Source organism: Enterococcus sp. NPDC086594 (genome assembly GCF_044746145.1).
GTDB classification, from domain to species: Bacteria; Bacillota; Bacilli; order Lactobacillales; family Enterococcaceae; genus Enterococcus_D; species Enterococcus_D entomosocium.
The window spans coordinates 78,304-101,385 of sequence record NZ_JBIVBP010000011.1 but is presented as its reverse complement, the minus strand read 5'-3'; the positions used below and the strand labels follow the sequence as shown (position 1 = coordinate 101,385).

At 37.7% G+C, this 23,082-nt stretch carries 20 protein-coding genes; 13 read left to right on the top strand and 7 right to left on the bottom strand.

The genetic code is table 11. The features are described from left to right. Window positions 1-100: 100 nt before the first annotated feature. Together argH and ACIPK1_RS14105 are read right to left on the bottom strand one after the other, a co-directional pair. Window positions 101-1,480, bottom strand: coding sequence for an argininosuccinate lyase (gene argH / locus ACIPK1_RS14110; RefSeq protein ID WP_400451184.1), 1,380 nt, complete (start codon window positions 1,478-1,480; stop codon window positions 101-103). 54 nt (window positions 1,481-1,534) lie between these two features. Next, the gene (locus ACIPK1_RS14105; RefSeq protein WP_005233014.1) at window positions 1,535-2,749 is read right to left on the bottom strand and encodes an argininosuccinate synthase; all 1,215 of its coding nucleotides are present in this window, start codon (window positions 2,747-2,749) and stop codon (window positions 1,535-1,537) included. A 406-nt stretch (window positions 2,750-3,155) separates the two neighbouring features. Between ACIPK1_RS14105 and rplM the strand changes: the two genes are divergently transcribed. From rplM to ACIPK1_RS14085, 4 genes are all read left to right on the top strand, one after another. Next, on the top strand, window positions 3,156-3,602 hold the full coding sequence (rplM, locus tag ACIPK1_RS14100; protein WP_301280258.1) for a 50S ribosomal protein L13: 447 nt from the start codon (window positions 3,156-3,158) through the stop codon (window positions 3,600-3,602). Between the two features lie 15 nt (window positions 3,603-3,617). Then, window positions 3,618-4,010, top strand: a complete 393-nt coding sequence (gene rpsI / locus ACIPK1_RS14095; protein WP_003128901.1) for a 30S ribosomal protein S9 — start codon at window positions 3,618-3,620, stop codon at window positions 4,008-4,010. Between the two features lie 491 nt (window positions 4,011-4,501). Further along, a complete protein-coding gene (locus ACIPK1_RS14090) occupies window positions 4,502-5,461 on the top strand; it encodes an FRG domain-containing protein (protein ID WP_400451183.1) in 960 nt (319 codons plus the stop codon). Beyond that, on the top strand, window positions 5,458-7,641 hold the full coding sequence (locus tag ACIPK1_RS14085; protein WP_400451181.1) for a hypothetical protein: 2,184 nt from the start codon (window positions 5,458-5,460) through the stop codon (window positions 7,639-7,641). The genes ACIPK1_RS14090 and ACIPK1_RS14085 overlap by 4 nt, the downstream gene beginning before the upstream one ends. Window positions 7,642-7,739: 98 nt before the next feature. Here ACIPK1_RS14085 and dcm read toward each other — a convergent pair whose 3' ends face one another. Continuing rightward, entirely contained in the window at window positions 7,740-9,023 is a 1,284-nt protein-coding gene (dcm, locus tag ACIPK1_RS14080; protein ID WP_400451190.1) for a DNA (cytosine-5-)-methyltransferase, read from the bottom strand. A gap of 172 nt (window positions 9,024-9,195) precedes the next feature. On the opposite strand from dcm, the gene ACIPK1_RS14075 reads away from it, so the two are divergent. Further along, on the top strand, window positions 9,196-10,665 hold the full coding sequence (locus tag ACIPK1_RS14075) for a MutH/Sau3AI family endonuclease (RefSeq protein ID WP_400451180.1): 1,470 nt from the start codon (window positions 9,196-9,198) through the stop codon (window positions 10,663-10,665). Window positions 10,666-10,723: 58 nt separating this feature from the next. Here the strand turns inward: ACIPK1_RS14075 and ACIPK1_RS14070 are convergent, their stop codons facing one another. The 4 genes from ACIPK1_RS14070 to ACIPK1_RS14055 form a co-directional block, all read right to left on the bottom strand. Then, on the bottom strand, window positions 10,724-11,149 hold the full coding sequence (locus tag ACIPK1_RS14070) for a very short patch repair endonuclease (protein WP_400451179.1): 426 nt from the start codon (window positions 11,147-11,149) through the stop codon (window positions 10,724-10,726). 464 nt (window positions 11,150-11,613) lie between these two features. Then, the gene (locus ACIPK1_RS14065; protein WP_311775819.1) at window positions 11,614-11,835 is read right to left on the bottom strand and encodes a helix-turn-helix transcriptional regulator; all 222 of its coding nucleotides are present in this window, start codon (window positions 11,833-11,835) and stop codon (window positions 11,614-11,616) included. Window positions 11,836-12,064: 229 nt separating this feature from the next. Next, on the bottom strand, window positions 12,065-12,289 hold the full coding sequence (locus ACIPK1_RS14060; protein ID WP_400451177.1) for a helix-turn-helix domain-containing protein: 225 nt from the start codon (window positions 12,287-12,289) through the stop codon (window positions 12,065-12,067). A gap of 77 nt (window positions 12,290-12,366) precedes the next feature. After that, window positions 12,367-12,585: a helix-turn-helix domain-containing protein gene (locus ACIPK1_RS14055; RefSeq protein ID WP_086299707.1), complete on the bottom strand. Its 219-nt coding sequence runs from the start codon at window positions 12,583-12,585 to the stop codon at window positions 12,367-12,369. 309 nt (window positions 12,586-12,894) lie between these two features. Here ACIPK1_RS14055 and ACIPK1_RS14050 point away from each other — a divergent pair, with 309 nt between their 5' ends. The 8 genes from ACIPK1_RS14050 (at window position 12,895) to ACIPK1_RS14015 (ending at window position 23,064) form a co-directional block, all read left to right on the top strand. Then, a complete protein-coding gene (locus ACIPK1_RS14050; protein WP_400451176.1) occupies window positions 12,895-14,853 on the top strand; it encodes an alpha-glucuronidase in 1,959 nt (652 codons plus the stop codon). Between the two features lie 140 nt (window positions 14,854-14,993). Further along, window positions 14,994-16,319: an ABC transporter substrate-binding protein gene (locus ACIPK1_RS14045; protein WP_400451174.1), complete on the top strand. Its 1,326-nt coding sequence runs from the start codon at window positions 14,994-14,996 to the stop codon at window positions 16,317-16,319. A 91-nt stretch (window positions 16,320-16,410) separates the two neighbouring features. Next, window positions 16,411-17,295, top strand: coding sequence for a carbohydrate ABC transporter permease (locus ACIPK1_RS14040; protein ID WP_400451172.1), 885 nt, complete (start codon window positions 16,411-16,413; stop codon window positions 17,293-17,295). Next, complete coding sequence (locus ACIPK1_RS14035; RefSeq protein ID WP_086298878.1) at window positions 17,296-18,171, top strand: carbohydrate ABC transporter permease; 876 nt, start codon at window positions 17,296-17,298, stop codon at window positions 18,169-18,171. Between the two features lie 9 nt (window positions 18,172-18,180). Next, window positions 18,181-18,897 (top strand): hypothetical protein, encoded by a 717-nt coding sequence (locus ACIPK1_RS14030; protein ID WP_400451171.1) that lies wholly within the window; start codon window positions 18,181-18,183, stop codon window positions 18,895-18,897. A 27-nt stretch (window positions 18,898-18,924) separates the two neighbouring features. Next, window positions 18,925-20,559: a glycoside hydrolase family 43 protein gene (locus ACIPK1_RS14025; RefSeq protein ID WP_400451170.1), complete on the top strand. Its 1,635-nt coding sequence runs from the start codon at window positions 18,925-18,927 to the stop codon at window positions 20,557-20,559. A gap of 612 nt (window positions 20,560-21,171) precedes the next feature. Beyond that, window positions 21,172-22,164 (top strand): ABC transporter permease, encoded by a 993-nt coding sequence (locus tag ACIPK1_RS14020; protein WP_400451169.1) that lies wholly within the window; start codon window positions 21,172-21,174, stop codon window positions 22,162-22,164. A gap of 15 nt (window positions 22,165-22,179) precedes the next feature. Further along, complete coding sequence (locus ACIPK1_RS14015) at window positions 22,180-23,064, top strand: carbohydrate ABC transporter permease (RefSeq protein WP_008381795.1); 885 nt, start codon at window positions 22,180-22,182, stop codon at window positions 23,062-23,064. Window positions 23,065-23,082: the final 18 nt, after the last annotated feature.

Sequence of the window (23,082 nt, the reverse complement as noted above, 5' to 3'; positions counted from 1 at the left end):
AAGTAAAACAAAAACCAGTTAAGCACGCTGCCTAACTGGTTATGACTAAATTTTCAGTTGTATTTTTCTCTACCAACACTAAATGTCGAAGAGCCTTTTTTTACTTGCTTGCTAATAACCCTTTGGCGGCTTCAATTTGCTGTGCCACCTGATCAAAACCGGTGCCGCCATAAGAATGACGATTTTTGACGGCGGTATAGGAGTCAAGTTTTTCAAAAATATCGCTGTCGATGGCAGGATGGATCGCTTGGTAGTCTTCCAAGGAAACATCTTGCAGATAGATGCCTTTGCTCAAACACTCACTGACGAGCTTGCCGACAATCTCATGGGCTTGTCTGAAAGGCACACCTTTGCCGGCTAAGTAATCCGCTAATTCTGTTGCGTTGGAAAAATCCTTTTCAGTGGATTCTTGCATTCGTGCTTGATTGACCTTCATCGTTGCGATCATGCCCGTCATGATCTGCAAGCTTTTCGTGATGGTTTCGGCACTGTCAAACATGCCTTCTTTGTCTTCTTGGAAATCTTTGTTGTACGCCAGCGGCAAGCCCTTCATGACCGTCAAAAGGCCAAAGAGGTTCCCATAGACACGTCCTGTTTTTCCACGGATCAGCTCCGCCATGTCAGGGTTTTTTTTTTGAGGCATGATGGAGCTGCCGGTGGAGAAGGTATCGGTCAGTTCCACAAATTGGTATTCGTGGCTGCACCAAAGAATCAGCTCTTCACAAAAACGAGACAGATGCATCATCAATAAAGAGGCGTTGCTTAAAAATTCCAAGATAAAATCACGATCACTGACCGCATCTAGGCTGTTGCTGTAAATATTGCTGAATCCTAACTCTTGAGCGGTGAAAGCACGATCGATAGGGAAGGTAGTTCCTGCCAAAGCGGCACTGCCTAAAGGCATCACATCGATGCGGCTCAAACTCTCACTGAAACGCTCTTGGTCACGCGTCAGCATACTGTAATAGGCTAAGAGGTGATGGGCAAAAGAAATCGGCTGTGCATGCTGCAGATGGGTATAACCGGGCATGATGGTATAGATGTTGGCTTCGGCTTGTAAAACCAGCGCTTCTCGCAACTCAGCGATCAAGGCGATCACCTCTTGCACGACTTCTTTCAAATACAAATGCATATCGGTTGCCACTTGGTCATTACGACTACGGGCAGTATGCAATTTGCCTGCCACTGGTCCAATCAATTCATGCAAGAATGTCTCGATGTTTAAATGGATGTCCTCATTTTCAATCGTGAAGGTCAATTCGCCAGCGGCTAATTGCTGTTGAATCGTGGTCAAGCCGTCAATGATCGCTTCGCCATCGGTTTGACTGATGATGCCCGTATGGACCAGCATTTTGACATGTGCCAAACTGCCAAGAACGTCTTGCTTTGCTAACTTTTGATCAAACGTGATGGAAGCCCCAAAAGCATCGATCCATGCTTCGTTTTTCCCATCGAAACGTCCGCCCCATAATTTTGCCATATTCTCACCTCAAAAAAAGATTACGGCTGAAGCGGCAGCTTCAGCCGTGCATACTTAAATCAATGTTTCTGTTAGTTGCTGTTGTGCTTGGATCTCAGCGTGCACTTTGCTTGGCAGTCCCCATAATTTGATGAAGCCGATAGCCGCATGCTGATCAAAGGTATCTGCAGAAGTATATGTTGCTAAGTTTTCATCGTACAAGCTGTTTTCAGATTTCCGTCCTTCACAAATGACGTTGCCTTTGAACAATTTCAAACGCACGATCCCGTTGACGTAGACTTGCGTGCTTTTCAAGAAGGTAATCAAGGCTTCCGTCAATGGATTGAACCAAAGACCATCATAGATGACTTGGGCTAATTGCTGCTCGATGATTGGTTTGAAATGCGCCAATTCCCGTACAAAGACCAAATCTTCCAATTCTTTATGAGCCGTCATCAAAGCGATCGCTCCTGGACATTCATAAACTTCCCGTGATTTGATCCCCACCAGACGATTTTCAATATGGTCGATCCGACCAACGCCATGTTCGCCAGCCATCCGGTTCAATTTCATGATCAATTCTGCTAGATTCATCGTTTCACCATCAATGGCCGTCGGTACCCCTTGATCAAAGGTGATCTCAACAATCGTCGGTACGTCAGGAGTATCTTCTAATTCTTGCGTGATGGCGTAGGCTCCTTTTGGCGGCGTTGCCCAAGGATCTTCTAAGACGCCGCACTCACAGGCACGTCCCCACAAGTTTTGGTCGATGGAATACGGATTGTCCAAATCAGCGGGAATCGGCACTCCTTTTTCAGCTGCATAGGCAATCTCTTCTTCCCGGGACCATTTCCATTCCCGAACCGGTGCGATGACTTTCAAGTGAGGCGCTAAAGCGGCAATCGCCACTTCAAACCGAACTTGGTCATTGCCTTTACCAGTACAGCCGTGGGCGACGGTTGTTGCGCCAGTCGCTAATGCCAATTCCACCAACTTCTTGGCGATCAATGGGCGAGACAAAGCGGAAACAAGAGGATAAGAATTTTCATAAAAAGTATTGCCTTGTAAAGCGATCAAAGCAAAATCTTGGGCGAATTCTTCGCGGGCATCGATGGCATAAGATTCAATCGCGCCAACTGCCAATGCTTTGTCTTTAATGGATTGGGTGTCGCGACCTTCACCGATGTCTAGGCAGCAAGCCACCACATCATATCCTTGGTCCGTTAACCATTTAATTGAAACGGAGGTATCTAATCCTCCAGAATAGGCCAATATTACTTTTTCTTTCATACTTATTAACTCCTTTTCCGCGTGTTTTCAAGTGATTGAAGCTATCTTATCAGAATAAAAATAATAAATCAAGGGAAAAATTAAATATTTATACATAAAAGTGGTGATTATCAGGTTTTTATACTATTATCGGTGTTTGAGGAAAAGAAGTGGATGCTCGCTTCGTTAATGAAAGTTTATACATAATATTCATTTTGGTATTCAGTTTGAGAAGTCTGCAACAACAAGTTTCGTTTTTCAGAGAAAATGGCAGAAAATGAATGGAGAAAATTTTCAAAAAGAGGCGGAATTACGTTGACATTAGGCTTTATAGAAGGTATTATGTTATATGGTATTGTTTGCCCCACAAGAGCCCCGGAAACTCAAGTGTATGTCAAACATTCGTGAAATTGAATTGGAGGAAAAAATTGTGCGTACAACATATATGGCCAAACCAGGCGAAGTAGAACGTAAATGGTACGTAGTAGATGCAACAGATGTTCCTATGGGTCGTCTTTCAGCAGTAGTAGCATCTGTCTTACGTGGTAAAAATAAACCAACATTCACACCTCATGTGGATACAGGCGATTTCGTAATCGTCATTAATGCAGAAAAAATCAAATTAACAGGTAACAAAGCAAGCGATAAAATTTATTACCGTCACTCAAACTTCCCAGGAGGATTGAAATCAGTCTCTGCTGGAGAATTACGTGCTAAAAATTCTCGTCGTTTGATCGAAACTTCTGTAAAAGGCATGCTTCCTAAAAACACTTTAGGCCGTAAACAAGGAATGAAACTTCATGTTTATGCTGGCGCTGAACACCCACATGCTGCACAACAACCAGAAGTATTGGACATCACAAACTTAATCTAATAGGAGGGAATTTCATTGGCACAAGCTCAATATATCGGCACTGGCCGTCGTAAAAATGCAGTAGCCCGCGTACGTTTAGTACCAGGTACTGGTAAAATTACTGTTAACAAAAAAGATGTTGAAGAATACATCCCACACGCAGACTTGCGTGAAGTAATCAACCAACCATTCGGCGTTACAGAAACTAAAGGTTCATACGATGTTTTTGTAAACGTAAATGGTGGTGGATACGCTGGACAATCAGGTGCAATCCGTCACGGTATCGCACGCGCATTGTTACAAGTTGATCCTGATTTCCGTTTAGCTCTTAAACGTGCTGGCTTACTTACTCGTGACGCACGTATGGTTGAACGTAAAAAACCAGGTCTTAAGAAAGCTCGTAAAGCTTCACAGTTTTCAAAACGTTAATCTTTTTATCGAAGATTTCAAAACACTCTCCTTTTGGAGGGTGTTTTTTTTTATGTATCAATATTGCTTCTTCTATTAATCGTAATAAATTTCTGAATGATCATAAAAATATACGGCTGATTATAATTTCAAGAAATTCCACTTCTATGGATATCATTTTCTTTGCAATTTGATTGTAGTATGAGTGGTAGTCAAAATGATGTTAGTAGGTTTAAATGAGATTATACAAGTGGAATGCAAACTGATGGGATAAATAAAAAATTTGTTAGCCAATTCGATGATAACTTAGTGTATAATTTTATAGTAAGAAGAAACTACGATTATATGTAAACGCATTCATAATGCGGCGGTTTAGTTGTATATAAGTAGAAACAGCGCTTAGCTTATTGATGAGAGTCAAGTCATGAATGTGTAATGGTCAATGAAACAAACTGTTTTGTGAAATACTTATAAAACTAAAATTCATTAATTCAAAATAGTTGGAGGGTTTAATGAAAAATAAAATTTTGTATTATATGGAAAAAATCATGAAAAATGTTGATATAAAAAAGGAACTTATAAATGATAACAATTCTACTAAGCCGTTAGTATGTTTCCGTGGAGAGTCCATAGATTATGGAGATACCAAGTTGATGCCGTCTTTATTTCGGAATGATTCCGGAATCTTATTAGAAAAAGAACTTATTGAATTGCTAAGTGATTATGATATTCCTCAATCAAAAGATAATACTAAACTTTCAAAAACAATTGCAGGACAGCATTTTTTACAAATCAGTCGTTTACTGGATATAACGTTTAGTATTCTACCAGCGCTTTATTTTGCTAGTGACAACCAAGAAGAAGATGGGTTCGTATATACTTTTGTATTTCCAGAGTCTTTTTCTCCTAACTCAGATTATTTAAATCATTATTATGATAGCCTAGTTGCTAATGAATTTTTTCCATATTCGAAAGATTTCAAAGTAATCACACATAGCTATAATAATGAACGATTAAAAATGCAGAGCGGTGGCTTTATTCTATTTGGAGGGGAAGCTTTTTCGAAAATTCCTGAAGAATACTATTGTGAACCTACGAGAATATCAGCAGAAGATAAAGTAACGATTCGAGCACAATTGTCAAAATACTTTAATTTAAATGAATCAACTATATTTCCAGAGAAAGACAAGCGGAAAGATCCTATAATGGAGAGACTTTCCTACATAAAAAGAAATAAAGCGAATATAGGCGATTTTGTAGATATTGAATTGGAATACTGTTTCCGGAGGATCGTATTTGAAACTAGTTTGAAAAAGGAAGATCCAAAAAAAATACTGAGGTTTCTTCGGAAAGAAAAAGCTAATTTATTCACCTATATTGATAAAAACTATAAAAGCGAATCAGAAAAATATAAAAAGAGAAAAATTATCGAAGATAAGTTTACAATTATTGAATCAGGAGTGGGTTTATGAAAAATGAATTAAGATCTATATTGATAGATAACGAGATCATTACGATTGAAGATTTGAAAGCCGAAAAGTTCAAATCTCTGTTCAAATTTTATTCTATAGAAAAACAAACTGATAGTAGTATTATTACTATTTTGATAGCAGATTACAGAAATATAAATAATATTGATCAAAATGAAATCAAGCTACTGAAAAAAAATCTATTAGAATTAAGGAATGAAATTGAAAAAGGGGAAAAAATATACGAGCTATATGCATTTTTCAACGATTGGGCACAGGAAAGAGAATCTTTACGAATCTTTTTGAAAGAATCGGATAATGCAAAAGAGCGTAAAATAGTTAATGACATGTATAGTTTTATCACCTCTATCTACTATGAGACACCAGAAGAGTTACATCTCAAAGTTGATCAAGAAGGTATAAATTATTTAGAGATGCATAGAATCGAAGAATTAAACTTAGAAGCGAAAATATTCAATGTATCTATGTTGGATTTAAAAGGCTTATTCAATATTAGAGGAAAACATTTATTTAAACTAAATGTGAGAACCGGAATCGAAAATAAAAAAAATGGCTTAGAATTAAAAGAAGATTTTAAAAATTATTTAAAAGTGGGACTTTTTAATCAAGTTGCTAAAGAAAATACTGACACGGATCTATTGGATAGCTTATCGAATTACTTTGGTATCACAGAAAGTACGAAACAGAAATTTAATCCCGATATTTTTTGGTATAAACATAACGGTATAAATATTTATATGGATGAACATGCTCTACTGGATACTTCAACGCATCTTGTTAAATTAAACCCTAAACTGGTCAGTGTTATTAACGGTGCCCAAACATTGACGAATTTTTTTATTGCTAACGATGAACTTATTAAGGAATTGGTGATAAGTGATTTTCGACTCCCAAATTTAGATATCAAAATAAATGCAGTTTTAGATTCAATCATTGTTAAAACGATATTCATAAAAGGAGATAGAAACTTATCTAAAACTATCACTTGGGGATTAAATAACCAAATTCCAATAACTCAAGAAGACTTTATTGGTGTGTCGAAAGATATTGATGAACTGAATAAAATGTTAAAGAAGTACCAATTAAAAGTATTAAAGACTGGAGAAATCTCAAAAATATATAGGGGATTATCTTCTTTGGAATTTATAAAATTATTCTATATTGCAATAGGTGACCCAGGAAGAAGTAAAAACTTTAATAAAACGAACTTAGAAAAGGATATAGGGGAGGCTGTTGCAACAATCAAGAATAATGAGGTACTACTTACGAAAATAGATATAGCTTTGCAGATTGGGAAGTGGTGGGATGATTTATATCGTAATGCTGATGATAAGTCTATTTTTCTAAGGTATGGGAAGAATTATTTTCAGAGTTTTGTAGTATGGAGGCTCGATGAGAACGACGGACTAGTCTCTTTTATAGAAACTGATTTAGAAATGTATTATGAAGAGATTGAATCGTTAGCAAAAGAAATGAATATAGAAATCAATGACTATAAATCAAATCAATCTTTTATGAAGATACAAAGGAAACTATCTAAGTCAAAAGCTATCAATATTAAGGAGAATGAAAGTAATGACGATAGAGCTTTGAGCGATTATGTCATCAAGAACAAGCAAAATAATTATTCAGTATCATCGATAATCAAGAGATTTAATGAACAGCAGGGTATCGATATGGAGTATTTCCGTACTATTTCATACAAAGGGAATAAAGTTAAAGAAAATTTTCCTTTCCCTAATTCTACATTTGAAGAATTTTATAAACGAGAAAAATATATGGAAGACGACGCTTACCCAGTTTTTGAAGACTCCCTATTTTTAAAAGAAATAAGAAGGAAGTACCCTGTCTATGTTATTTTTTTGAATGAGAATAATGATATTAAGAACGTTAAATTTATCTCAACTTTTTCAGTTACAATGGCTAAAGATTGGGAAGAAAAGGCTGAGAAAGCTTTCGATTTAGTGAGAGAAGCTTTCTTGCTAGGGGATTCAACGAGATTTCCTAAAGTAAGTTCAAATATTGGATTCCATGTTCGTCCTAAAGCAGCAAATTCTAAGGATACGTTCCAGTTTAGTGATGGTGAATTTATAACGAGACGAACGTTTTGGGCTAATTCTGAGTATATAAATAAAATATTGTTAGATAATAAACTAATATAAAATAAATCAGAAAAAGCGTCAACCATACTGTTATGTTGAGTACGATTGACGCTTTTTTTAGAAATATTTTTGAGTTTTTGAAAACAAACAGTTGGAGATCATGCTTCTAAAATATCTTTTAGCCCATCACCGATCCGTTTTACTATCTCTGTCACTAATGCATTTCCCATGAAAAACATGCGCATACGATCAGAGACTTCTACAATTTCACCTGTTGAAAGTTTTTTGAATCTTGTCCAGTCATCCGGGAAGTCTTGTAGCCGCTCTGCTTCTATTGGTGTCAATAATCGATATCGACCATCGATAAATAAAATATGAGTAGAGCGATTTACTGATCCTTCAGAGGTAAGCATCGTTCTTCCTGGCATGCTCAAATCATCATATGGAGACATGCCACCTTCTGCAAAAATATATTTGTGACCTTCGGCAGAAGTTCGTTCGATTTTTTTTGGTCCGCGTAAATACTGAAATTTTTCTAGTTTATTTGTGTCTGTCAAATAATACTTTTCGTCTACCATCTCAGATGGCTGAATGATTTCACCTAAGGTTATAGGACGTTCATCACCTAGTGGTAAGGTGTCTATAGTATAATAACGCCCATGACGCATAACACCTGTATTCCAAACTTTCCCAGTGAATCCATCAGAAACTTCTACTATATCTTCTGAAAGTTCGTAAAAAGCCTCTCTATTTTTATAAGGCTGTTTAACTATCGGAAATTGCCGAGCAAATAATCCATCATTGAATATATACTCATCATAGCGATGCTCAGCAACAAATAAGTCCTCAGAAGATGAATTTTCTTCGAAACGTTTATCCAATCGTTTTGCAAAATCTGTGTCGTTTCGATAAACAAAGAAGAAAACACGTCTGCGCCTTTGGCTGCGACCGTAGTCAGCAGCATTGATGACCCGCCATTCAACTGAGTATCCTAGTTGGTTGAACGCGGTAAGCATGATAGCAAAATCACGTCCTCTTTGCTTGGAAGGAGATTTTAACAGACGGTCAACATTCTCAAGGATCAAATATTGGGGGCGAATATGATTAGTAGCACGTATGATTTGCCAAAAAAGAACGCCTTTTTTACCTTGGATCCCCATTTCATGTTTCTTACTCCGAGCGACTGAATAATCTTGACAAGGAAATCCACCTACGATTATGTCTGCATCCATTTTTTCGAAAACATCATCAGAAATCTCTTCAATGTTTATATTTAAATTTTCACTATCTGGGAAGTTATAGTCATAAACTTCGAACGCATCTTGGGATCTGCGAGATGGTTCCCATTGATTTGCCCACTTAGTTACATACAAATCGGGATCGGAATGTTCGAGCCCAACGCGGAAGCCGCCTACACCTGCAAAAAGTTCTAATACTTTCATTTTTTGTTTCATTATACGAACATCCTTTCGATATATCTATTGGTCATTATACACTAAAATTAAAAAAAGATCAAGATCTAAATTCAATTTATTGATGTTATAATAAACATATGAAGAAATCCAGGATATGAATGAAATATGTATATAAATAATTTAAAGAAGGATGAAGAATTTGGAAAAAAATTTGCATTGTTTTACAAAAAAAGATTTAGTAATGATTTTGGATAATGTTTTGGAAAAGACATTAGGTGAAGTGGATAAAAACCGCGTATTTGATCGTACGATAGTCCATCCCAAAATTACAGGTATTGCTGGCGACGTGATTGAGCAGTCTGTTTTAGGATATCCTGCTGATTCAAGACAAGAACCTGATTTGATAGTTGACGGTGAGGAAGTGGAACTGAAAACTACAGGACTTAGAATGTCTAAAAAGGTCAAAGGTCAATTTGAAGCGAAAGAACCGATGTCTATTACCGCAGTTTCTCCCAAATCTATCATTACACAAGATTTTGAAAGTTCGCATTTTTGGAAAAAGTTAGAAAAAATGCTTTTAGTTTATTATTTATATGATTCTGATGTGACAGTACCAGCTGCCGCATATGCTGATTTTCCGATCAAAGGTTATGATTTTCATGAATTTGATGAAGCAGATAAAGAACGATTGTCGAATGATTGGTCTCTAGTAAAAAACTATATCGTAGAATTGCAGTCAGAGGAAATTCCGGAAGAACATTACCCGACGATTTCATCTAAACTTAGACCACATTTGATGTTGATAGATACCGCACCTAAATGGCCCAATCCACCTAGGTTTCGTTTGAAAAGGTCGACGGTCACTACTATGGTTCAAAAGTATTTTGGTAAACGATTTGAAGAATTGGATAAGGATTTTGGTACATATGCTGAGATCAATCAACAGCTTAAAGAGTTTACATTGAATTATCAGGGAATGACGGTTTTACAATTGATGGAACATTTTGATATTCCAATCAAATTGAATGATAAAAATGACGTAGCAAAATCTGTGACTGAGCAAATAGTTGTACGTATGTTTGGTGCTTCTTCAAATAAAATGAAGAAAATCGAATTATTCAGTGAAATTGGATTGAGAGCAAAAACTATTACACAAACATCTATAGGAAATCGAACAGAAGATACTAAAATGTTCCCAATCGATTTTGATGAATGGATGCAAAAAGATATACTTTTTGAAGAATCTACCGTTTATGCTGAATTCAACGAGCAACAATTTTTATTTATCATTTTCGAGGAAAGTTCTTCTAAAGATAAATTACTTGAAAAACGATTTAAAGGGTTTAAACGTTTGTCTTTCGATGAACAGTTTATTGAGACAGAGGTACGCCCGATTTGGGAATCTGTTCGTTATTTGATTTTTGAGAACAAGCTAGTTGAAACTGTGAAAAAAAAGAAAGATGGACAAGTGCGTGTCAATAAAAATGGAACGGTGATGACATCGATAAATTTCCCTAAATCAGCAACTAATACTGTATTTTTTAGGGGATCTGGTGCGGATTCATCTGATAAACCCGTAGAGATCAATGGTATTTCAATGTATCGCCAAGATCTCTGGATAAAAGGCAAAATACTTGTAGATATGTTGAACAAAATGCCCTTCCTATAAGGATAAATAAAAAAATTGAGTTGATTTATTGAGGAGATGCAATGAATCAACTCTATGTTTATTTGCGCAGTTCTATCCTATTTAAAATATTGATTACACAGCTATCCAAATTTTTTAAAACTTCTTTTTCCCAAAAATGAATCGGTAACCATCCACTATCAATTAGAAGTTGGTCATTCTTTTTATCACGTCTGATGTTCTCCTCGATTTTTTCAATCCAATAATCTCTGTTTCGTTTCAATTTCTTTTTTCGATTTACCCAATCTTGTCCATGCCAAAATTCTCCATCAACAAAAATAGCGATTTTATATTTTGTGATTGCAATATCAGGAGAACCAGGTAATTTTTTATAGTTTTTCCGATAACGTATGCCTTGGTGCCACAAGGAGAGCGATAAGAGGTTCTCAGCTTTGCTTCCTTTCAAATGGACATTCCCCATCCTTTTAGATGTTGCTGCATCTGTTTCTAACTTTCTATGCTTCATTTTATTATCCCCATCCTTTTATGATTAATAAAAGAGTAACATAACCGTCATACGCTAAGCGAATGAAGCGACGCGGTATTTTTTAATCAGGCTTGAAATAATATTTGTTGAGTTTTCTTTATTGATTTGTACAGTAAAGATGAACGTACTAAGGGAACACATTGTGTACTTAATTTTATTATAGCTCTTGATTTCTTATGCTTATTAAATTTTTATTGTTGGTAAACAAATTTTTTTGAAAAAATCGTTGCTTATAAGAGTAACATGAAGTATAATAAGCACGAAGTGATACCTATATAAGTATCACTTCGTGCTTATTATGAATTTAAAAGTCGATGGATGGAAAATCATAATTGAAATTCAAGTAATTTTCGCTTTTTAAGCCTATCTTGTTATACTGTCTGTTTAACATGAATAGAATCGGTAAAAATAATATACTAATGTTGTGCTGTCTATGAAAGCTTTCATTTATCCTCAATCGTCAAAATCTCACGAATATCATCTATATTCAAAGCCTCAGCTATTCGTTCGATGTATTCAATATTGATTCGTTGCCGTTTTCCACTGGATAGTTCACTTAGCCGGGCAATATCTATGTCCGCACGCCTAGAAAGCTCTCGTAAAGAAATATTATGTTTTTTCACAAGTTCTTGTATATGGATTACTAACACTTTTTCCTTATACACAAAAATCACCTCTTTATTGATGTTTATGTAAGTATCATAGAGTATAATGTTAACAAATCTGTTGCTTTATTAGCAAACATTAAGTGAGTTCTTCCTATTTATTACTTTTAAGCTAAAAACACATCCAGTCATTAATATAAACAGAACATAGGAGAGAAGAAACTGATTAATGAGTGTCTACTCATCTCTTATAATGATTTAAAAGTGTTATTACAATGAAATTTCGTTATCATTGCTCATTGGCTTTATAAGGAGGTCTAACATCAGTCAGATTTACCAAATAATCAAGACTAGTATTATAATAATTTGCTAACTTTATTAACATTTGAATAGGGATATCCAGCTCGCCGTTCTCGTACCGAGAATACGTTGACTGTGAAATATTTAAAAGAGTAGCAATCTGGTGTTGAGTTAAATCGTTGTCTTCTCTCAAATCTCGGATTCGCTGAAACATTCACGTCACCTCGATACTATTCTAAATTATGCTCTTATCGCATATTGACTTTTATGCGTTTTACGCATATTATGTTGTTAGCTACGAGGATAGGGTTTTTGATGGTCTGTTAAATTTAGCAAGTAGTCGACACTAGTAGAATAAAAATCTGCAAGTTTAATCAGAGATTGGGTAGGAATGTCTAATTTTCCTGACTCATAGCGGGAGTAAGTTGTTTGACTGATATTCAGAAGTTTAGCAAGTTGTTCTTGATTCAAGTCTTTATCTTCGCGTAAGTCACGAATTCTATGATACATAAAAATCACCTCTCTTTTATTTTATGGGAGGAAATTTACAGAATGTTTTAATATGCAATAAACGCATAAAAGTATTGGGATAGTTGAGTATAATTCGAGATTCTCTTAGAGGAAATGTTTTTTACCTCCATACATAGAAAAAGAAAGGAGAGTGATTTGGATATTTACCTCAGTCTTGACTAAGAAATTGAGTAATTGAGTGAACTTCTATTCGTCTATCAAAAAGATTTAAGGAGGGATTCACATAGAAAGTGAAGTTGCTTGGAAACTGCCGGAAGGGATTTTTTAGATAAAAGAGGGGATGAAGAAATGAGAAAGAAAGACGAGTGTTGGCTAAAAAAGCGTGTAGCAACTGATGTAGTTTCGACATATAGTTTCGAGCAGTCGGACCAATTGACGGATACGATCAAACGAGAGATGCAGACATTATTTCCAATGTGCCGCTGTGTGGAAGAGGCAAATGCAGAGTTATATTTTAAAAAGGCAACGGATGCGCTGCTTGGGGATGAAGGATTTGAAATCAGTTATGAGCACAATCAGACAGTCGTTTATGCGAATGCTAGTAAAGGCTGGTTATATGGATTCTTTGAACTTTACAAGCATGTGATTCGAACCACTGAGTTGCCAGAAAATCTGAGGTCGATTCCCAATCAAGCCATTCGTATGGTCAATCATTGGGATAATTTTGATGGGACGATCGAACGTGGGTACGCTGGAGAATCGATTTTCTTTTCAAACAATCAGTTTCGGCAAGACCATGAAACGGTACGCGACTATGCGCGTTTCTTAGCTTCCATCGGAATGAATGCGGTTTCTATCAATAACGTGAATGTTCGCGGAGATGCCAAATGGTTTATTACGGAACCGTATTTGATCGAGATTAAAAAGATCGCAGATACATTCGCTGCCTATGGGATTCGGACGTTTTTAAGTATCAACTTTGCGGCACCTATATCCGTTGGAGGACTAACGACCGCCGACCCGTTAGCTGAGGAAGTTATTGCGTTTTGGCAAAAAACAGCAGATACAATCTATCAAGTGATGCCGGATTTTGGTGGGTTTGTAGTCAAAGCCGATTCTGAAGGGGAACCGGGACCGTTTGTATATGGGCGTGACCATAATGATGGTGCCAATATGCTGGCACGAGCGTTGCAACCCTATGGAGGACTACTGATATGGCGCTGCTTTGTTTATGACTGTTCACAGGATTGGCGAGATCGCTCAATTGATCGTGCCAAAGCTGCCTACGACCACTTCATGAAATTAGACGGTACGTTTGAGGAAAATGTTATTTTACAGATTAAAAATGGACCGATTGATTTTCAAGTACGGGAACCCGTGACGCCGCTTTTTGGCGCGTTAAAACACACCAATCAAATGTTGGAATTCCAAGTGACGCAAGAGTATACCGGACAACAAAAGCACATTTGCTGCTTACTACCGATGTGGAAAGATGTGTTAGATTTTGATACGAAGCATCCACTTGAACACGCCACAGTAAAGAAGATTCTCCCAGAGCAAAGTCCAAATCCTAAATATTCTGGCGTGGCAGCAGTCGTCAATGTCGGCATGGATGATAATTGGACCGGACACAAGCTAGCGCAAGCGAACCTTTTTGGCTATGGCAGATTGATTTGGAACAATGAATTAAGCACAGAAGCTATCCTTTGCGAATGGATCGATTTGTCCTTTGAATTAGATGATTCTGCAAAAAAACGACTACTTGCAATCCTCGCTACGTCCTATCAGACCTATGAAAATTATACTGCCCCACTAGGTATCGGTTTTATGGTTCGTCCCAATCATCACTATGGGCCTGATGTCGATGGCTACGAATATGATAGATGGGGGACGTATCACTTTGCAGATAGAAAGGGCATTGGCGTCAATCGAACGTTAAAAGACGGCACCGGCTATGTAAGGCAGTATGCGGATGCTTGGTGTGAAACATACGAAAATGTAGAAACTTGCCCAGATGAACTTGTGTTATTTTTCCACCATCTGCCATACGACCATGTCTTACAAAGCGGCAAAACGATCATTCAACACATCTATGACACGCATTTTGAAGGCTATGAAAAAGTAGAGGAATATGTTACCGAGTGGGCTTCCTTACAGGGACAAATCGATGAAGAAAGTTATCAAAACGTCGCCGAAAGATTGCAAGAACAAGTTCGTTCTGCTAGAGATTGGCGAGATCAAATCAACACGTATTTTTATCGTAAAAGCGGCATTCCAGATGCACATGGACGTCAAATTTATGCGTAAAAAGAGAAACAGGTGCTAGGTTTCAAAGAAGTAATAGCACGTTTAGATCACTAAGAAAAAAGATTTCAACCAGAGGTAAAATTTTTTGTCATATAAGTTAGTTTATCCAACTTACTAAAAAAGAATCAGGAGGAAGAGTGATGAAAAAATGGAAAAAACAATTGATAGTGGTAGGTTCTTTGCTTTCTGTATCACTGGTGTTGGCTGGATGCAATGCTGGGAGAAAAAAGACTGAGACAACGGGGAGTGGTGATCGAGTAGAAATCAGCTTTAGTTGGTGGGGAAATGACGATCGCCATCAGGCAACCCAAGAGATGATTGCTCATTTTGAAAAGGAGCATCCTGAAATTGCAGTAAAAGGAGAGCCGAGCGGCTTTGGCGATTTGGATCAAGCCTTCACGACGAGGTATGCTGGCAATACTTTGGCGGATATCACGACTTTACTCTACAATTGGGTGCCGCAATTCGGGCAAAATGACGGGTTTTATGATCTTAATACAATCGATAGTTTGGATCTGTCCACCTATGATCCTGATTTTTTGGCATTCGGACAAGTTGATGGAAAGCAGGTTGCCGTTCCTTATGGGGAAAATACTTTAGTTATGTATTTAAACAAATCCGAATATGAAAGACATGGTATTGATGTCACTACGTTGAAGACGTGGGACGATTATGTGGAAGCCGCTAAGAAGTTACCAGAAGGGACCTTTTGTGTCGTATCCCCAACTTGGCGTTTTCCGGTAACCATTTGGTTGCAACAAAAGACTGGAACGTCTGAGTTTGATGAACAAGGAAATATGAATTGGACAGAACAAGACTATTTAGAAGCGATGACTTGGTATAAGGAAATGGCAGATGCTGGGGTCTTCGTTTCAAGACAAGATTATTTAGAAAATGTCGGCTCGGAACCTGTATCCTTAGCCACCAACAAAAAGTGGATTGAAGGACAATATGCGGGTGGCATCGATTGGAATGCCAGTATGTCTTCTAATTATGAAGCATTGAAAGAAGTAGGGGATGAAATGGTCGTCGTTGACTACCCAATCGCAGACGGCGGCACCGAGGTGAATTTAATGTCAAAACCTTCACTGCTTTTTGCTGTTCGTAAAAATGTCGAGCATCCAGAAGAAGTAGGCACATTTTTAAATGAATTTTTAAATGGCGAGGAAGCAAATAAAATTTTAGGTCTTTCCAGAGGGATTCCTGCTTCTAGCAAAGCGATCGAAGTATTGACGGAAGATGGACAATTATCAGGTGTGATGAAAGAAGGCTTTGAGTACGCCCAAAGTGTCGCAAAAATCAACCAGACGCCGTTCTATGAAGATGGTACCTTAACGACTATTTACACTGCAGAAATGGAAGCTGTCGAATTAGGACGAACGGATTTAGAAACAGCTGCTCGCAACGTTTACACGAAAACAAAAGAACAAGCCGAAAAGCTTGCGAAAGACTATAAATTGCAATAGACAACTATCCGCATACTTTATGGGGGTGAATGGCTTTTGTTTGCTTCCATGAAGTGTCGTGAATCGTTGTCAAAAAGATTGGAGGGATTTTATGAAAAAGGAAAAAGTGGGCTTGATCTATGTAACCCCTTGGCTGATTGGCTTTTTACTGTTGACCGCTTGGCCGATCTTGTCTTCATTTTATTATTCACTGACCGATTATTCTTTGGCTCGTGTCGGACAGACACCTGCATTTTTAGGCATTCAAAATTATGTGAATCTCTTTAAGGATCAAACGTTTCTTGATTCGATGCGGGCGACATTAATTTATACAGTGTTTACTGTACCTTTTCAACTAGGGTTTGCGTTGTTCGTTGCGTTTATTCTGAATTTCAAATTAAAAGCCATCAATTTCTATCGGACGGCGTATTATATTCCCTCGATTCTAGGAGGAAACGTGGCCGTTGGTGTGCTTTGGCGATCAATGTTTCAACCAGAAGGTTTGGTGAATATTTTTCTAGGAACCGTTGGCATCGAGCCAATTAACTGGTTATCGACACCTACAGGCGCAATGGTCGTCTTAATTCTCTTGAAAGTGTGGCAATTTGGTTCCTCAATGTTGATTTTCTTAGCTGCATTGAAGGAAATCCCCCAGGATTTGTATGAGTCCTCGAGTTTGGACGGCGCATCAAGGGTGACCCAGTTTTTCAAAATTACGATTCCTTTGATCACACCAACCATTTTTTTCAACTTAGTGATGCAACTGAACAATGCCTTTCAAGAATTTAACGGTCCTTTTATTGTCACCGGTCGTGGTCCCCTCAATGCCACGTATCTTTCCTCGATGTTTATTTATGATAAAGCATTTAAAGAATTTGATATGGGCTACGCAAGTGCGGCAAGTTGGGTGTTGTTTGCGTTGATTGTTTGTTCAACGGTTCTTCTTTTCACGAGCCAAAAACGATGGGTCTATTATTCTGATGGAGGTGGGATATAAATGGAGGCAACCCCTGTAGCATCTGCAAAAAAGAAGCACTCGAATAAGCATGATCAAGCACTGATTCGCTATGTTTTGTTGACGGTCGTTGCACTGATTATGCTGTATCCAATTATTTGGATGGTTGGAGCGTCCTTCAAAACAAACACAGAGATTTTCACATCAATCGGCTTCATTCCTTCAACGATTGATTTCCAAGCATATATTGATGGTTGGAACACCAAGGGCGATTATACGTTCACCTTGTATTTTATCAATACCTTTAAATACGTCATTCCAAAGATTCTTTTTACCGTTGTCTCGGCGACTCTTACAGCCTATGGGTTTGCTCGGTTTGACTTTCCATTCAAGAAAATCATGTTCTCGTTGTTAATGGCAACGATGTTTTTACCTCAAGTCGTAACCAGAATCCCTTTGTATCTCTTCTGGAATCGCTTGGATCTATTAGATACGTATGTTCCGTTACTGGCCAATTCATTTTTAGGACAAGAACCCTTCTTCGTGTTCATGATGATCCAGTTTATGCGTTCAATTCCAAGGGATCTCGATGAAGCAGCGATCGTTGACGGTTGTTCTTCTTTCGGTGTTCTCTGGCGTGTCCTGATTCCGGCATTAAAACCTGCCCTGATTTCTTGTGTGATTTTTCAATTCGTTTGGAGTTTCAGTGATTTCTTAGGTCCATTGATTTATATCACTTCACAAGACAAATTCCCAGTATCTCTTGCGTTGCGGCTCAACGTTGATCCATCTACTAATACCCCATGGAATCAAGTGTTTGCAATGTCGGTGATCTCATTGTTGCCAGCAATCATCTTATTCTTCAGCGCGCAAAAGTATTTTGTCGAAGGCGTCACAAGTTCGGGTATCAAAGGATAGGAGGTAAGTATGAATCCTTTCTTTCACGCTATTTCTGAGTGGACCGTTGCCATTGTCCACTCAGCCTATCGGCTTTTGGTTTATCAGCTGTATTTCATCCTGTCGAATAGTTTACTCCTGATGCACTTGTTTTTTCTTCGATTGACTTTGAATAATATTGTCTTCTTTTGGGTACCCCTAGTTTTTTTTATGGCAAGTCTGTCCGCTCAATTCGGCTTATTTAATAACCCAGAGCATTTATCGAATAGAAAGAACTACTTTCAGTACTATCGAGAATGCTTGAAGAAAAACTGGGGAGTATATTTCTTGTATTCTCTGATCATTCTCTTGATCCTCTTTGGACTGAAAATACTGATAGTATATCAACGATCTGTTATGTTTTTGCCATTTGTCCTTACGAGCTGTTTTTTATTAAGCAGTATGCTCTTTGTCTTACTGATCTCAAGCGATTCTCGCGTCACTCAAATCCCATTTAAGAAGAAAATAGAATGGTCGTTGCTGATAAGCTACCGTTTGCCTTTAGTCACGGTTTATAATAGTGCATTTATTGGACTGTCAATTTTGTTAATGCAGTATTTCTCTTTGGCGTATCTTTGTTTTCTTAGTGGTGCAATCAATTACGGCGTGTATCGTAATTTGATTCGACGATTTTCACTTGATTTGTTTTTTGAGGAGTGGGGCAACAAGGGCGAACGGCTTGAAATGAATACTAATCAAAAACTGTAGCTTAAATTAAAAAAAAGAGGTGTTCTTATGAAAATAAAAAATCCTGTCTTATCCGGCTTTCATCCTGATCCGTCCATCATCCGAGTAGGAGATACGTACTATATAGCTAATTCAACGTTCGAATGGTTCCCTGGAATTCGTTTGCACGAATCAAAAGATTTGGTCCATTGGAAACTGCTGGATGCTCCTCTCGATTCAGTAGAGATGCTAGACATGAAGGGAAATCCGTCGTCTGGTGGAATATGGGCACCAGACTTATCCTATGCAGACAACAAATTTTGGTTGGTGTTTACCGACGTCAAAGTTGTGGATGGGGCATTTAAGGACATGACCAACTATTTGACTACCGCAACGAACATCCATGGACCGTGGACTACACCGATTCGATTGAATGGCGTTGGCTTTGATCCCTCTCTGTTTCATGATGAGGATGGCAGAAAATACCTCGTGCAACAGACGTGGGATCATCGAGAGTATAAAAATCCTTTCAATGGCATTACACTGACCGAATTTGATGTAGAAACTATGCAGTTGAAACCAGAAACTGCTCGAATGATTTATGAAGGAACGAATGTAGGATTAGTTGAAGGGCCGCATCTATACAAAATAAATGGGCGTTACTATTTATTTGTGGCAGAAGGTGGAACTGTCTTTACCCATCAAGAAGTCGTAGCTAGGTCCTCTTCACTGGAAGCTGATTCGTTCGAAACCGATCCTCATGGTCCTTTTCTAACCAATTACGATACGCCTCATTCATACTTGCAAAAGCAAGGACATGGGGCACTTGTGTCTACTCCGTCAGGCGAATGGTACTATGCATCGCTATGTGCAAGACCCTTACATCGAGAAAACGAGTCGGTGACAAATCCTCGCGGATGGTCAACTTTAGGACGTGAGACCGCCATTCAAAAAGTTGAATGGGATTCGGAAGACTGGCCAAGAATCGTTGGTGGACATGGGGGACAAACAAGCGTGGAGGCACCTAAAGATGCAGCACCTACCGAAGTTTTGAGTAGCCGCTCTCATTATGATGACTTTAGTGAGAAGCAGCTCAATAAAAACTGGCAGACCCTTCGTGTACCATTTTCAGCAGAGATGGGCAGTGTAGGCGATGAGAAACTAGAACTAATTGGAAAAGGAAGCTTAACAAATCGCCATGATCTTTCAATGATCGCACGCCGTTGGCAAACCTTTTATTTTGATGCAACAACAAAAGTAAAATTTGATCCATTTTCTTACCAACAAATGGCAGGACTAACCAATTACTATAATGACCAACACTGGTCCTTCATTTTTATCACTTGGAATGAAGAAAATGGAAAAGTAATTGAAGTAGCTGAAAACAATCAAGGAACCTATACGTCCTACTTAAGAGAAAATGCGATTACCATTGCAGATGATGTGGATTTTGTCTGGTTCAAAACAAAAGTCCGCAAGCAGACCTATAGATATGCCTATTCCTTTGATGGAGAAACATGGCAAGATTTACCAATCGAATTTGATTCTGCTATTCTCTCGGATGATTATGTATTACAAACTTGCGGCGGATTCTTCACCGGAGCATTTGTCGGACTAGCAGCGGTTGACTATGCAGGCTATGACACAAAAGCTGTGTTTTATGAATTTGATTATCGAGAGATGGATGAGGAAGGGCGCAGTTAATTATTATATTGATTTAGAGTAAACTCATTTTTTGTGAGTTTACTCTTTTTCGCTAATTTCTTTCAGTTGGCGGATGAAAAAGTGGATACCCTTAGGTGCTGCATTTTTTTTCAATCCTGATTGGCGATCTTAGTTTTCTGAGATTCCCCTATAAAGCTCATCTAACAGCTCCTAACCTTATATACATTTACATATCTAACTCTTATCTTTTCGCTTTTAGTTAGTTAAAACGCAAAAAATAAATGTGAATCCGAGCTATTTTTAAATAATTAACTAGATAATCTTCCGATTGGAACGGTTAAACAGTGAATGATTGTTAGAAAATAGATTAGGGAATGCAAGTTGTGATAAGTAAACTCATAAAAGAAGAATGCTAGAAAAGTAGAGAAAAAATAGGATTAATGAAATAATCGAGATCCTTATTTTTTAACAATTTTCGAAAACCATAAATGAATTGAAGGAAGCTTAGTGTGGGTGAAAGAATAATTACAAAAAAATATTGACTTAAAAAAATGGCTATGGTAATCTATAAACGAAAATAGTGGGAACGTTTCCAAAATGCATCTTCGTTAAATTTTTATTTTTTTAAACGAAAATGGAAACGTTTCTAAAATGTATTGGGAGGAGATTGAATTGGAAAAGACATTGGGACCAGGTGGTGAGATAAGGGCGGCACAACGGGATAAAAAAAATATCTCGAAGTGGGAAAAATTAAAGAAACAGTTGCGGCGTGATAAGTGGATGTACTTGTTGCTCTTACCAGGTATCATCATGACGTTTATCTTTAAGTATGTGCCAATGTACGGTGCTGTGATTGCATTTAAAGACTATAATCCTATGCTAGGAATTTTGGAAAGTCCTTGGTTAGGACTAGATCACTTTAGGGAATTTATCAGTTCACCAAATTTTACGCTTTTGCTAAGCAACACATTAAAAATTAGCATTTATGGTTTATTGTTAGGTTTTTTTCCACCAATTATTTTAGCACTGAGCTTGAATCAAATTATCAATAAAAAAATAAAACAGAAAATCCAGTTGATTCTATATGCGCCGAATTTTATCTCAGTAGTTATTATCGTGGGGATGCTGTTTTTGTTCCTATCCGCAAATGGACCTATTAATGGGTTAGTAGAAAAGGTTACGGGGCAACCAATTATGTTCATGTCTAATCCAGCTTATTTCAGAACGATTTATATTTTATCGGGAATTTGGCAAGGAATCGGCTGGTCATCCATTCTTTACACCGCAACACTGGCGGGAGTCAGTACCGATTTATATGAGGCAGCAAATATCGATGGGGCAAATATTTTACAAAAGATTTGGCATATCGATTTGCCTGCATTGAGGCCTGTGATGGTGATCAGCTTCATCTTGGCCGCCGGCGGTATTATGAATGTAGGATATGAAAAAGCCTACTTGATGCAAACTTCAATGAACATCCCTGCCTCAGAAATCATTTCCACTTATGTATACAAAGTCGGCTTGCAATCAGGTGATTATGCCTACTCTGCTGCTGTTGGTCTGTTCAATATGATTATTAATGTCGTTTTATTACTGATTGTCAACAATATAACCAAGCGGCTAAACGATGGTCAAGGCTTGTAATGAAAGGAGAAAATTATGAATAGTGCTTTATCAAAAATCGACCGTCAAATCTTATGGTTGAATCGAGTGATTGTAACTTTTTTAGTCGTCATCACCATTGTTCCGCTGATTTATGTACTGGTAGCTTCTTTTATGGACCCAGCTACTTTGATCAATAAAGGTATAAGCTTCAATCCGAAAGATTGGACAATACAAGGATATCAGCGGGTACTTGCAGATGACTCCATTTTACGCGGTTTTATAAATTCGTTGTTTTACTCTTTTAGCTTCAGCTTATTGACTGTATTTATTACGATGATCACTGCGTATCCTTTGTCTCGACCTAACTTGGCGGGGAAAAAGATCATTATGACTTTTTTTGTCATTACAATGTTCGTTGGTGGCGGCTTGATACCTACCTATTTATTGGTAAAGAACTTGGGCATGTTAGATAGTGTATGGGCGATTATCGTACCAGGTGCTATAAATGTGTGGAATATTATCTTAGCCCGTACCTATTTTAGTGCTTTGCCAAAAGAACTTTCTGAAGCTGCTACTATCGATGGCGCCAATGACTTGCAAATACTGTTCAAAGTCATGCTTCCATTAGCTAAACCAATTATGTTCGTATTGTTTTTATATGCCTTTGTTGGGCAATGGAACTCATATTTTGATGCCATGATTTACATCAAAGATCCCGACTTACAGCCGTTGCAACTCGTATTAAGAAATATTTTGATCCAAAACCAACCCTCACAAGACATGGTGGGAGCCAATACTGCCATGGCAGAAATGAAACAAATTGCTGAGTTGATCAAATACGCAACGATCGTCATTTCTAGTCTGCCATTAATCATAATGTATCCTTTTTTCCAAAAATATTTTGATAAAGGTGTTTTAGTTGGTTCTGTTAAAGGGTAAGAATTGTTCACTATTTGT

Coding starts and splice junctions, on each gene's coding strand:
- argH (WP_400451184.1), bottom strand. CDS start 1,480: ATGGCAAAATTATGGGGCGGACGTTTCGATGGGAAAAACGAAGCATGG.
- ACIPK1_RS14105 (WP_005233014.1), bottom strand. CDS start 2,749: ATGAAAGAAAAAGTAATATTGGCCTATTCTGGAGGATTAGATACCTCC.
- ACIPK1_RS14090 (WP_400451183.1), top strand. CDS start 4,502: ATGAAAAATAAAATTTTGTATTATATGGAAAAAATCATGAAAAATGTT.
- ACIPK1_RS14085 (WP_400451181.1), top strand. CDS start 5,458: ATGAAAAATGAATTAAGATCTATATTGATAGATAACGAGATCATTACG.
- dcm (WP_400451190.1), bottom strand. CDS start 9,023: ATGAAAGTATTAGAACTTTTTGCAGGTGTAGGCGGCTTCCGCGTTGGG.
- ACIPK1_RS14070 (WP_400451179.1), bottom strand. CDS start 11,149: ATGAAGCATAGAAAGTTAGAAACAGATGCAGCAACATCTAAAAGGATG.
- ACIPK1_RS14060 (WP_400451177.1), bottom strand. CDS start 12,289: ATGTTTCAGCGAATCCGAGATTTGAGAGAAGACAACGATTTAACTCAA.
- ACIPK1_RS14055 (WP_086299707.1), bottom strand. CDS start 12,585: ATGTATCATAGAATTCGTGACTTACGCGAAGATAAAGACTTGAATCAA.
- ACIPK1_RS14050 (WP_400451176.1), top strand. CDS start 12,895: ATGAGAAAGAAAGACGAGTGTTGGCTAAAAAAGCGTGTAGCAACTGAT.
- ACIPK1_RS14045 (WP_400451174.1), top strand. CDS start 14,994: ATGAAAAAATGGAAAAAACAATTGATAGTGGTAGGTTCTTTGCTTTCT.
- ACIPK1_RS14040 (WP_400451172.1), top strand. CDS start 16,411: ATGAAAAAGGAAAAAGTGGGCTTGATCTATGTAACCCCTTGGCTGATT.
- ACIPK1_RS14035 (WP_086298878.1), top strand. CDS start 17,296: ATGGAGGCAACCCCTGTAGCATCTGCAAAAAAGAAGCACTCGAATAAG.
- ACIPK1_RS14030 (WP_400451171.1), top strand. CDS start 18,181: ATGAATCCTTTCTTTCACGCTATTTCTGAGTGGACCGTTGCCATTGTC.
- ACIPK1_RS14025 (WP_400451170.1), top strand. CDS start 18,925: ATGAAAATAAAAAATCCTGTCTTATCCGGCTTTCATCCTGATCCGTCC.
- ACIPK1_RS14020 (WP_400451169.1), top strand. CDS start 21,172: ATGTATTGGGAGGAGATTGAATTGGAAAAGACATTGGGACCAGGTGGT.
- ACIPK1_RS14015 (WP_008381795.1), top strand. CDS start 22,180: ATGAATAGTGCTTTATCAAAAATCGACCGTCAAATCTTATGGTTGAAT.